The 12,792-nt window shown below is 24.6% G+C and carries 10 protein-coding genes and 3 tRNA genes; 11 read left to right on the forward strand and 2 right to left on the reverse strand.

The window, feature by feature from the left end; translation table 4 throughout:
* Window positions 1–1,510: hypothetical protein (locus tag U744_RS04705; RefSeq protein ID WP_036432049.1), on the forward strand; the 1,510-nt coding region annotated here is incomplete at its 5' end.
* Window positions 1,511–1,569: 59 nt separating this feature from the next.
* Here U744_RS04705 and prmC read toward each other — a convergent pair.
* Window positions 1,570–2,304: a peptide chain release factor N(5)-glutamine methyltransferase gene (prmC, locus tag U744_RS0103515; protein ID WP_025755682.1), complete on the reverse strand. Its 735-nt coding sequence runs from the start codon at window positions 2,302–2,304 to the stop codon at window positions 1,570–1,572.
* Between the two features lie 2 nt (window positions 2,305–2,306).
* Window positions 2,307–3,383: a peptide chain release factor 1 gene (gene prfA, locus U744_RS0103520; RefSeq protein ID WP_025755683.1), complete on the reverse strand. Its 1,077-nt coding sequence runs from the start codon at window positions 3,381–3,383 to the stop codon at window positions 2,307–2,309.
* Between the two features lie 144 nt (window positions 3,384–3,527).
* Here prfA and eno point away from each other — a divergent pair, with 144 nt between their 5' ends.
* From eno to U744_RS0103570, 10 genes are all read left to right on the forward strand, one after another.
* Window positions 3,528–4,889, forward strand: a complete 1,362-nt coding sequence (gene eno / locus U744_RS0103525) for a phosphopyruvate hydratase (protein WP_025755684.1) — start codon at window positions 3,528–3,530, stop codon at window positions 4,887–4,889.
* Window positions 4,890–5,812: 923 nt separating this feature from the next.
* Window positions 5,813–8,521, forward strand: coding sequence for a cation-translocating P-type ATPase (locus U744_RS0103530; protein ID WP_051449506.1), 2,709 nt, complete (start codon window positions 5,813–5,815; stop codon window positions 8,519–8,521).
* A 128-nt stretch (window positions 8,522–8,649) separates the two neighbouring features.
* Window positions 8,650–8,733: transfer RNA gene (locus U744_RS0103535), tRNA-Tyr, on the forward strand.
* A gap of 3 nt (window positions 8,734–8,736) precedes the next feature.
* Window positions 8,737–8,811, forward strand: a tRNA-Gln gene (locus tag U744_RS0103540).
* A gap of 89 nt (window positions 8,812–8,900) precedes the next feature.
* Window positions 8,901–10,337, forward strand: a complete 1,437-nt coding sequence (gene proS / locus U744_RS0103545; protein ID WP_025755686.1) for a proline--tRNA ligase — start codon at window positions 8,901–8,903, stop codon at window positions 10,335–10,337.
* A 103-nt stretch (window positions 10,338–10,440) separates the two neighbouring features.
* On the forward strand, window positions 10,441–10,773 hold the full coding sequence (locus tag U744_RS0103550) for a hypothetical protein (RefSeq protein ID WP_025755687.1): 333 nt from the start codon (window positions 10,441–10,443) through the stop codon (window positions 10,771–10,773).
* Window positions 10,763–11,869, forward strand: coding sequence for an MHO_1580 family protein (locus U744_RS0103555; RefSeq protein WP_025755688.1), 1,107 nt, complete (start codon window positions 10,763–10,765; stop codon window positions 11,867–11,869). Before U744_RS0103550 ends, U744_RS0103555 begins: the two co-directional genes overlap by 11 nt.
* A complete protein-coding gene (locus U744_RS0103560; RefSeq protein WP_156921646.1) occupies window positions 11,862–12,269 on the forward strand; it encodes an MHO_1590 family protein in 408 nt (135 codons plus the stop codon). Before U744_RS0103555 ends, U744_RS0103560 begins: the two co-directional genes overlap by 8 nt.
* Window positions 12,270–12,291: 22 nt before the next feature.
* Window positions 12,292–12,519, forward strand: a complete 228-nt coding sequence (locus U744_RS0103565) for a phosphopantetheine-binding protein (RefSeq protein ID WP_025755690.1) — start codon at window positions 12,292–12,294, stop codon at window positions 12,517–12,519.
* 18 nt (window positions 12,520–12,537) lie between these two features.
* Window positions 12,538–12,612, forward strand: a tRNA-Trp gene (locus U744_RS0103570).
* Window positions 12,613–12,792: the final 180 nt, after the last annotated feature.

Raw genomic sequence — 12,792 nt, forward strand, 5'->3', positions numbered from 1 at the left:
TTCTTCTTCTTTTTCTAATAATAATAATAATTTAGATAAGTCAAAAAAAACTGATAAAAATACAAATAATGATACAAGTTTAAATAAAGAAAAAACAAAACAAAAAACTAAACCTCTTTTTAATAATGAGAAAAATAAAATTAAATTAATTAATAAAAAAGATGATCATTCAACTATTACTCCTCCTCCTCCTACTACTACTACTACTACTACTACTACTACTGCTGTTACAGAAAAGAAAACTATAAATTCTACCAATAATGAGCAAAACAAAATAGTTTCAACCAATTCTGGGGTACAAACATTTCATAATTCACCAATTTCAGATGAACACAATAAAGATGAAAATTTTAATTTAAAAATAGAATTAAAAGCTAAAAAAGATCAAAATAACAAAAATATTATTAATACAAATTTAAATGAAGCGATATTTACTTTAGAATTAGATATTGACATGAAAAAATTAAGTGTCATTAAAGAAAAAATAGATATTCATGCAACATTAATTTCAAAAGAAAATGCGCTACACAAAATTCAATCTACCTCTTTTGAAGTTATAGAAAAAGGAATCAAATTTAATTTTAATAAAAATAATTTAATAAGCAATAAAACTTATGTCTTAGAATCAATTAAATGAGCTATTGGAAATGCTAAAGCATCTGATGATGAAATTATAAATTCATATAAAAATCTTGATAATATAGTTGAAGATAATATTATCTTTGAAACAGAACCAGGAATTACATCTGTTCTTTTTAACGATCAAACAAATTCTTATTTTAATTTTGATACTTCTGCTACATATCCTAACCCAATAAAAATAACTTTTCAGTTAGGTACATTAGATAATTCATTTCAAAATATAGAAAATATTGATAAGACAAATACTCCAATTAAGTTAAAAATAAAACAAGTTAAAACAGATAATTTATTTTCAGAAAATGGAAATTCTGAATTTATACCTAAAATATGAAAAGTAGAAAACAAAATTGCAAATGTTGAATTTGAAATAAAAATCCCTTATGAAGATACACTATTTATTATTGAGGAGATAATTTTGACAAAATCAATATTTAATAGAGAGAATTATAGTTCAATCAAGTTAAATGATATCCCTGAAGAGCAAAGGGCATTTATTACTAAAGAAGATCCAATTAATTTAAAAAAAATAGAAGCAAATGATTATAAAGAAAATAGTTCAAAAAGCAATGAAATTAAATTATTTTTTGATAAGTTAACTCAAAAATTATTAAAAGGTTTTATTATTGTTGAATATATCAATGAAAATGAAAATGAAAATATTTTAGAAACAGGTATCGTCGATATTGAATCTCTTCCTAGTTCAAAGATATCTGAAAATAATGCAAGTATTACTATTTCATTGCCAATTAAAGACTCTGATTATGGATTTGATTATTCTTTAGAAAGCGCTAATTTTATTAGTGATGATGGGGAATACATTGATCTTTTAGATAAAAAAGAAATAATCAGTTTTTTTAGCACTTCTTAAAATCAAAATTGAAATTAACCAAAAAATAAAAAAATCTAACATAAAAAATACAAACAAAATTACAAAGATTTTGCTTTACTTAAAAATTTAACAACTGCAAAACGATCTTTTGAATTAATATCTTTAATAATTTGGATATTAATTTTTTTTTGTAATTTTTTTCACTTTTCTATATGTAATGGATTAATCTCAAAAAAAATCACTCCATTCTCAGTTAAATAATTGCTTGCTTGAAGTAAAATTTTTTCATAAAATTCAAATCCATTATTATTTGCAAATAATGCATGGTGAGGTTCAAACTTTAAAATAGAATCACTTAAAATTTCATTTTTACCTAAATAAGGAGGATTTGAAACAATTATGTCAAATTTTGAATTAATATTTTTAAATAAATCTGATTGCTTAATCTTAATGTTTATATTATTTAGTTTAGCGTTATAAGTTGTTGCTTTAATTGCTTCTAAATCAATATCTGAAGCGGTCACATCAAGATTTAAGTTCATTTTTTTAAGTGCAATGGCAATAATTCCACTCCCACAACATAAGTCTAAAAGTTTAAAACTTTTTTGATTTTTACTTAGGTAAGTATTAACTAAAAAAATTAATTCCTCAGTTTCATAACGAGGAATTAACACATTATAATTTACATCAATTCTTACATTGGCTAAATCAACATATCCAATAATTTTTTGAACTGGCATGCCTTGTTTTAGTAATTTTAATTCATTAATTGATATTTTCTGAGGTAAATGATAACGTCTTTTTTCAAGAAGTAAATCTTCTTTTGTTGGCATTATTAAAGCCCGGCCTCTTTAATTTTTTCGTTTTGTTCTTCTGCAAGTAATGCATCAATTATTGAATTTAGTTTTCCTTCCATAATAGAAGAAAGAGAAGTTGAATAACCAATTCGATGATCTGTTACTCTATCTTGAGGGTAATTATATGTACGAATTTTTTCGCTTCTTGCCCCTGATCCTGCTAATTTTCTATACATTGATTCTTCTTCTTGTTTTTTCTTTAATTCTAAATCATACAATTTAGATTTTAAAATTCTCATAGCAATTTCGCGATTTTGAATTTGACTTTTTCCTTCCTGACATGAAACCACAATATTTGTAGGTAGGTGAGTAATTCGTACTGCAGAGTCAGTAGTGTTAACTGATTGACCACCATTTCCTGATGAACGAAACACATCAATTCTTAGCTCTTCATTTTTTATTTCAATTTCAATATCATCATCAATTTCAGGCATTACAGTTACAGTTGCTGTTGAAGTGTGAACTCTTCCTTTGGTTTCTGTCACGGGAACTCTTTGCACACGATGAACTCCTGATTCAAATTTTAATTTTGAATATGGCTTATCACCTTTAACAGCAAAAGTTATTAAAGTAAAACCTCCTGATTCAGATGGTGAAGAATTCAAGGTGATTACTTTCATGTTATTGTTAGAACAATATTTTGAATACATTCGATACAAATTACCTGCAAAAATATTCGCTTCATCTCCACCAGCTGCTCCTCTAATTTCAACAATAACATCACGAGTATCATTTTCGTCTTTAGGCAAAATTAAAATTTTTAATTTACTTGATAGCAAATTCATTTTATTTTCTGCTTCACTAATTTCAATTTTTGCTAGTGAAATTAGTTCAGAATCTTTTTCACTTAGCATTTCTTTGGCAGTTTGTAAATTAATTTCAGCATCTAAATATTCATTAAAAGTTGTAACAATTTCTTTAATATTATTAATTTCTTTTGAAATTTGGGTATATTTTTTAATATCTGAAACAATTTCAGGATTTAGTAAAGATGTTTCAAGTTGATCGTGTTTTTCTTTGATTTGAAGTAAAGATTTATACATTGTAGTTTCCATAGTAAATTTATTTTATCAAAAATTTAATTAATATTTTGTTAATGTTTTTATTGAAAAAACTTTTAAATAAAATAAAAATTTTATTAAAATTAAAGATAACTAAATTAAAATGTTAAATTATTAGACAAAAAAACAGGAGAAAAAATGTCAGCAATTAAAAAAATTCATGCTCGTGAAGTTTTAGATTCACGCGGAAATCCTACAGTTCAAGTTGAAGTATGAACTGAATATGATGGATATGGATCAGCAATGGTTCCTTCAGGAGCTTCAACTGGTTCAAGAGAAGCTTTAGAACTTAGAGATAAGGGTTCAAGATTTGAGAAAAATTGATTTGGTGGAAAAGGAGTTATGTTAGCTGTAAATCATGTTAATAAAGATTTGGCTCCTGAATTAATTGGAATGGAAGTGACCGATCAAAGAGGAATTGATTTAAAAATGATTGCTTTAGATGGCACAATAAATAAAGAAAAAATGGGTGCAAATGCTATTTTAGGTGTTTCACTTGCAGTAGCTCATGCTGCTGCAAATGAATTACAACTTCCTTTGTATAAATATCTTGGTGGTTTCAATGCACACCAACTACCAGTTCCTATGCTTAATGTTATCAATGGAGGAGAACACGCTTCAAATACTATTGATTTTCAGGAATTTATGATTATGCCAGTTGGAGCAAAAAGTTTCAGAGAATCAATGCAAATGGCAAATTTTGTTTTTCACAATTTAGCAAAGCTGCTTAAAAAAGCAGGGCATGGAGTACAAGTTGGAGATGAAGGTGGGTTTGCACCAAATTTTAAATCACATGAAGAAGCTTTAGATTTTTTAGTTGAAGCTATTAGAGTATCTGGTTATGAACCTGCAAGAAGTGGGGGAAAAGCAGTTGCTATTGCTATGGATTGTGCTTCAAGTGAACTTTATAAAGATGGTGTTTATACTTTTGAAAAATTAAAGAAAGCAATTGAGTTAAAACAACCAGGATTTGAGCATTTAAATGAAGTTAAATTAACTTATACAACTGATGAAATGATCGATTATTTAGGTATGTTAGTTAATAAATATCCAATTATTTCAATTGAAGATGGTTTAGCAGAAAGCGATTGAGAAGGATTTGCTAAGTTTACTCAAAAATATGGGACAAAACTTCAAATTGTAGGAGATGATTTAACTGTTACTAACACTTCTATTTTAAAGCGTGCAATTAAAGAAAAAGCAATGAACTCAATTTTAATTAAAGTAAATCAAATTGGGACATTAACTGAAACATTTGAAGCAATTCAAATGGCACAAAAAGCAAATATGACAGCAGTTGTTTCCCATCGTTCAGGTGAAACTGAAGATACAACTATTGCAGATATTGCTGTAGCTATGAATGCAGGTCAAATCAAAACAGGATCAATGTCTAGAACCGATAGGATTGCTAAATATAATCGTTTACTTGCAATTGAAGAAGAACTTGAACAATCAGCTATTTTCGAAGGAACAAAAGCATTTTACAACATAAAATTATAAAAATAGTATTTAAAAATTTTCTAAAAACTAGACTTTAAATGTCTGGTTTTTTTGTTTAAATTTTATTTATAATTTAGAGATATTTTCAAAATCAGCATAATAATATGTTTTAAAATCTATTATTGTCTAAATTTAGTTTTTTTAATTTAGACTTTTATTGAAACATCTAATTACTACAAAATGATTTTAAATACTATTAATTAATTTTGAAGAGATTTTTTGTGATTAAAAAAATAATTAGGAATTTAATATGGACTAGAACTTTGTTAGGCATAGATAATATGAGAATTTTTATTTTATTTTTAAGCATGCATTTTAAATATAAAATTTCTAAAATTCAAACTGATTGCTTTAATTAACTAAAGAAATAAAGAGATTTATCAGATTGAATTTATAAAAATACTTCAAACAAAGATAAAAATAATGAATATGCAAGTTTAATTAAAGAAAATGATTATTTAATTAGCAATTGAAAAAATTAAAAATTTATATTTAAAAAAATTGTTTGAAAATTTTAAGTTAAAAATAAATGATAGTGACAAACTATCAAATGAAATTGTCACTTATGTATAAAACAAAGTTTAACAATTAATTAAAACTGCATTTATTTAACCAGCCACACTATTTAAAGATACTTTAAAAAAATTTTTAGTAATATTTTGAAACAATTAAAAAAAGAAAATAGAATTTTACATTTTTAAAAAGAATTGTTTTATGTATAATTTTTACAATTGGATTTGTTTAAATAAATAAGTTTCAGCAAATTTGCCTTTCTATTATTAACTTTACTAAAAACACAATTTGAATTTATTTACAATTAAACAAATAAAATTTAAAGTTGTGTTTGTTTAATATCTATATAAACTTAAATTTCATTAAAACGAATTTGATATAATAAATTTAATTTTATTACAAGGAAAACTATGAATGATAAAAATTTACTAAAAACTAATTTAAAAACCGGATTATCATCTGAAGAAGTTGAAATTCGTAAGAAGAAATTTGGTCTAAATGAAATAAAAACATATAAAGAATTTAGCTTTGTAAAGTCTTTTTTTCATCAATTTAAAGACTTTATGATTATTTTGCTTTTAGTTGCTGCTACTATATCATTTGCAGTAGCTATTTATGAGCATGTTAAGGGCAAACAAAATTTTGCTGAAATAATTATTCAATATATTGAACCTTTGATTATTTTAATTGTTGTATTTCTAAATAGTCTTTTAGGTACATACCAAGAATTTAAGAGCAATCAAGCAGTTAAAGCATTAGAAAAAAATAATCAACTTAGTTCAAAAGTTATTAGAAATGATAAACTGATTGTTATACCTGCATCTGAAATTACTATTGGAGACTTGATTGTTGTTGAATCTGGCGATTATATTTGTGCTGATGCAAAAATTATTGAATCTAATTCATTTAAAGTTGTTGAATCAATTTTAACTGGAGAATCACTTCCAGTTGATAAACACTTTTCAGAAGAAAATTTTGAAAAATATCCTTTAGGTGATCAAATAAATAAGATATTTTCAGGAACTTATGTTACCAACGGAAGAGCAATTGCTTTAGTTGTTGCAATTGGTAATAAAACTGAAGTTGGTAAGATTAATAATTTAATTAGTGAACAAAAACCACCATTAACACCACTGCAATTAAAATTAAATAAACTAAGTAGGATTTTTGGTATTTCTGGAGTTATTTTATTTTTGTTTACCACATTAATTCAAATTTTGTTAAATGGTTTTTTTGGATTATGATCAGAACCTGAAATTTATTCTTCAGCATTAGTGATTGGTATTTCTCTTGCTGTGGCAGCTATCCCTGAAGGTTTGATTACATTTACTACTGTTTTACTTGCAATTGGAGTAGCTCATATGACTAAACAGAAAGCTATCATCAAATCATTTACATCAATTGAATCTTTAGGATCAACTCAAATTATTTGTTCAGATAAAACAGGAACATTAACTGAAAATAAAATGAAGGTAGTTGATTTTTGAGATTTTGAGTACCCTGAAAATATCCCCTCAAAATCAAAAGCTTTATCTTCTTTTGTTTTATGTTGTGATGCAAAAGTATATATAGATAATCAAAAAAATATTAAAGAAGTTGGAGATCCAACTGAAATAGGAATTTTAAAATATGCTTTAGATCATTCTTTAGAACAAGAAAAACTTCAAGAAAAATATCACCGAATTTCATCACTTCCTTTTGATAGCGATCGGAAACTAATGTCAGTTTTAATTCAGGGAATTTCTTCAAAAGTAATTATTACAAAAGGAGCTCCTGATGCTATTTTTCAAAGATGTTTTAAGACTCCTGAAAAAGCTTATAAATTAAATGAACATTGATCTGAACAATCTTATCGAGTAATTGCAGTTGCTTATAAAACAATCAATAATAATCAAAATCATATTTCATATGATGATGAAAAGGATCTTACATTTTTAGGATTAATTGCAATGATTGATCCACCACGTGCTAGTGTAAAAGAAAGTATTTTACAAGCACAAAAATCTGGAATTAAAACTGTGATGATTACTGGTGATCATTTAACTACAGCAGTAGCAATAGCAAAACAATTAAATATTTACAACAATGATGATTTAGCTATAAATGGTGAACAACTATCAATTATGAATGATGAACAACTTAAAAATAATGTAAAAAAAATATCAGTATATGCAAGGGTTAATCCAATTGATAAATTAAGAATTGTAAAAGCTTGACAATCACATGATAAAGTTGTTGCTATGACTGGTGATGGTGTAAACGATGCACCAGCATTAAAGGCAGCTGATGTTGGGTGCGCTATGGGTATAACTGGAACAGATGTTTCTAAACAAGCTTCAGATGTTATATTAACTGATGATAATTTCAATACCATAGTTAATGCTGTTAAGTCAGGAAGAGAAACATATAAAAAAATAAAAACAGTTATTTTAAATTTATTAATTTCATCTATGAGTGAAATTATTGTTATGTTAATTGGTCTTTTTGTATTTCGTTTTATTTTTAAAACATCAATTGATGACAAACAGTTTTTTGTACTTTCAGCATCACAACTTTTGTGAATTAATTTGCTCACACATGGACTTCCAGCAATAGCACTTGGAATGAGTCCAATTGGAGGTGATGTTATGAAGGAAAAACCAGTTCATAAAAATGAAAGTATTTTTGCAAGAGGAATGGGAAGAAAACTTTTAGTGCAATCATGTATACTTTCAGGATTTGCCTTACTTGCTTACTTAATTGTAGGCTTTATTGCTCAAAAACAATCAATTCAAGGTGAAGAGTTTGTTAAATTAACTTCAAGTGCTTGTTTTATTACTTTAGGAATTGGAGCTTCTCTTAATTCGATTAATTTAATGAGCAAACAAAATATTTATAAGTGTTCAATTAAAAAATTTTATTTAGTTTATGGAGCTTCTTTATTTTCATTAATTTGTGTGCTAAGTTCTACATTTATTCCAGGTTTTGCTAATGTGTTTAGAAATATTCCTGTATCATATTATAGTAAAAATGCTTTGTTTTGAATTGTTCCTATATTTTTAGGATTTGGACTAATTTTTTATAATGAAATAAATAAATTAATTATTAAAAAAACAAATTCTAAAAATATACTAATTTAGAATTTTTATCTAAAAAATTATTATATTAAATATATAAAATTAGAAATTATGCTGATAATTTCTTTTTTTCTTTTTCTTTTTTTTATTTTTTAATATTTTATGTATAATATTAAAGCTATCATGCAAATGGGGGGATAGCAAAGCGGCCAAATGCGGGTGGCTGTAACCCACTTTCTTAGGATTCGGGGGTTCGAATCCCTCTCCCCCCACCATTTTGTCCCATAGCCAAGCGGTAAGGCATCGGGTTTTGGTTCCGACATGCGTTAGTTCGAATCTAACTGGGACAGCCATATCACCATTTGGTGTTTTTTTTTTTTTTTTTTTTTTTAAAACAAAATTTTAATCTTTAAAAGATAATAACAATATATAATAAAAAAGTATGAATAAATTAGATAAGATAACACCACTTGAACAAGATTTCTCAAAATGATACACTGATGTAGTAAAAAACGGTAATTTAATTAAATATGGCAGTAATAAAGGTAGTATTATTTATTTGCCAAATTCATATGGAATTTGAGAATTAATTCAAAAAAATTTTAATGAAATTTTAAAAAATAAAAAAATTGAAAATGTTTACTTACCCTTACTTATTCCTGAAAGTTTATTTAAAACTGAAAAAGAACATTTAGAAGGATTTAATCCTGAATTGGCAACTGTGACACATGTTGGCGATAGAAAGCTAAGCGAAAATTTATATATTCGACCAACCTCAGAAGTTTTATTTGCTGATTTGTTTAAACAATCAATTAATTCATATAATGATTTACCCATTTTATATAATCAATGAGCAAATGTCTTAAGATGAGAAAAAACAACCAATCCATTTTTAAGAAGTCGTGAATTTTTATGACAAGAAGGACATACATGTCATGAAACTGCAATGGAAGCAAGAAGATTCACTCGAATTATGATTAATAGATATGCTAAATTTTTAAAAAATTTTTTAGCAATTCCAACTGTTGTTGGAAAAAAAACTCCATATGAAAAATTTGCTGGAGCATGTTCAACTTATACAATTGAAGCAATGATGAAGGATGGTAAAGCATTGCAAGCTGGAACCAGTCATTATTTAGCTAGAAATTTTTCTAAGCCATATAAAATTGAATTTAAAAATCGAAAAAACGAAAAAGAATTTGTTTATGGAACTTCTTGAGGAATCTCCACTCGTCTTATAGGAGCAATTATTATGACACATGGAGATAATAGAGGAATTATTATTCCACCAAGAGTAGCCCCATATCAAATTGATATTTTGGAACTCTTTGCAGAAAAAAACAAAAAAATTAAAAAAGTAGTTGACCAACTTGAAATTAATTTGGGTCGAAAATTTAGAGTTAGAGTTGATCGTTCAGATAAAACACCTGGATATAAAGCAGCAAATAGTGAAATTCAAGGAGTTCCTATTCGAATTGAAGTTGGACCTCGTGATTTAGAAAATAATCAAGTTACCTTAGTAAGAAGAGATACTCTAGAAAAACAACTGATAAATTTAAATGAACTTAAAGATGTAGTTGAAATTACTCTTGAAAAAATTCATGATAATTTATATTTTCAAGCAAAAAAACGTTTAGATGAAAATACTGTTGTTGTTAAAAATTTTGAAGATTTCAAAAAAAATATTGAACAAAATAAATTTGTTATAGCTCCTTTTTGTTGTTTGGATTACACTGAAAAAGAAATTAAAGAATTAACCGGAGCAACTGCAAGATGCATTCCAAAAGATTTTGAAAAACCTAAAGGAGATTATTGTTGCTTTGCTTCTAAATGTAAAAGCAAAACTAATCGTTGAGTTCTATTTGCAAAGGCATATTAATTTATATTAGTTATTTTAAAAAAGATCTTAAGGTCTTTTTTTTTTTTTTTTTTTTTAATAAACAATTTTTTATTTTTTTATTACTTAAGTGAAGAGGTAAAAAATGGAAAAAGAAAATCAAACAAATCAATTGAAAATTTTTAAATCAAAAATATTAATAATCAAACATTTTGTTTTAATTTTTAAGGAAATTAAAAAAATCAAACAGCAAAAAAATAAAAGTTTTAAAATTTCAGAAATATTTTTATGAAAGTGATTTCAAAGTAAATTTATTTTGTTAAGCGAAGATGAACAAGATTTTTTTAAAAAAACATTTTTTGATGATAATATAAATCCAAACTGATATCTTCAGTACTTTTCTCGTTCAACATTTTATAAAAAAAGAGAAAATTTAATTATCAAATTGTACAAATTCTTAATAGAAGATGATATTTAATCCAATTGTAAATGAATTTAAATTGGATCATCAAAAAACAATTATAAATAACATAAACATTTTAGGCAGATGAAAAAATAAAAGTCTTTTTAAAAAATTTTATTGTTTATTTAATATTGATCGAATTTTGTCAAATGGATTTTTTGATATTAATTTAAAAACAAACTATTTTTTAAATAAAACGCTTAAACAAAAAAGTTTAAGTTTAATTATTAATGAAAAAATAATCTTAGATCATATAGAAATAAAAAAAGAATCATTTAACTTAGATTTTCGCAATTTAGATTTAGAATTTAAAAAAATTAAACAAATAATTTTAATATTTCACCATAAAAGTGAAGATATTGGACAATTTAATTTAAATTTTAATTCATTTATTAATATTGAAAAAAACATTAGTTTTCAAGCTAAAAGTAAACTAATTAAAATACCAAGTGAAATTAATTTTTTAATTTATGAAAATAGTTTCAAACGTTATGATAATTATTTAAACATTGAATGCATAGTTGAAGAATTAAATATTTTCAAACATACAACACATTTAGCGACAATTAAAATGTTTTATGATTCATTACATGAAAAAATATCATCAAAACAAAAACAAGAAAAATCATTTCCAGTATTAAAAAGCTCCACTTTTAATATTCCAAAACTTTTAAACAAAACAATTAACTTAAATATTGAAAATCAAACTATGTTTAATGATTTAGATCCAAAAAATAATGAATTATTTTATTTTAATTTGTTCACAAATATAAATACAATATCTACAAATAGCACAATTGAATTATCTGAATCAATTAGTTCAGAATCTGGAATTAAATTACCATCACTTTTTTCTGGTGAATTGCAACAAGTTATAACATTAGTTTTTGATGAATATAAAATCAATTTTATAAAAAATAGTTACTTACAATTAAATCAATCTTTTGTTGTTAAAAATATTCCAAAATTAAAAATTTATGAAATTTCTTTTGAAAAAGTTTTAGGCAATTATTCTATTGAATTGGAAAAACTTATTAATTTTTTAATTACAAAAGAAATAAATTCTTTTGAATTTTTGCTTGAAAAATCAAAAAAAATTAAAGATGACTAAATGAAAAATTAAACTAATTTTAGTTTTAGGGGGTTCAATATTAGCAACAATTGGAATTTATTATGGATATAAATATTTTTTTCAAAAAAATAAAATTTTAAATGTAAGTCAAAAACCAAATTTGCCAACAGAAAATGAAAAAAATATTTTTCCTAAATTTGATGAAAATTATTTTCAAAATTTATTAACAAAAGAAAATAAAACAATTTTTTTAAATGAAAATTTGGTTTATTATTTTATTTCTGATTTAGCAAAAAGAATTAGAATTTCAGATGGTGAAATCAAATATTCATGAAAACAAGTAAGCTCTGATGAATTGCATATTTTTGTTGAAGTTAAAACAAAAAATAACCTTTATAAAAAAGGTTATAAATTTTTATTAGAATATAATGAAAGTTAATTTTTATTTTATAATTTAGAACATGAAAAGTAATGTAAAAGAAATTATGTTTAAAGAATTGCAAAAATATACTAATACAACATTTAATATGTCAACTAAAATAAGTGATTTAAAAATAGATTCACTTGATTTAGCAGAAATGATTATTGATGCAGAAGAAAAATATAATATCATTATTGATGATAAAAAAATAAATGATGTAAAAACAGTAGAAGATGTAATTTTATTAATTGAAAATTCTTTAAAATAATATATAATAGTATGGCTTAGGAGTATAGTTCAACGGTAGAACAACGGGCTTCAACCCCGTGTGTTGTGGGTTCGAATCCTGCTACTCCTGCCATTTTTTTTTTTTTTTTTTTTTATATATATAAACACAACATTTAAATTTTAAAAATTAAATATAGCAAGCTTATTTAAAAGTTTTAGCAATAAAAAATTTTGGTAGTTACAATTTAAATTTAGTTTAATACAGTTTTTACATATAAAATTGAATTATTTAAAAATAAGTAAAATAATAAAA

The organism is Mycoplasmopsis cricetuli ATCC 35279, assembly GCF_000526955.1.
Taxonomy (GTDB): domain Bacteria; phylum Bacillota_I; class Bacilli_A; order Mycoplasmatales; family Metamycoplasmataceae; genus Mycoplasmopsis; species Mycoplasmopsis cricetuli.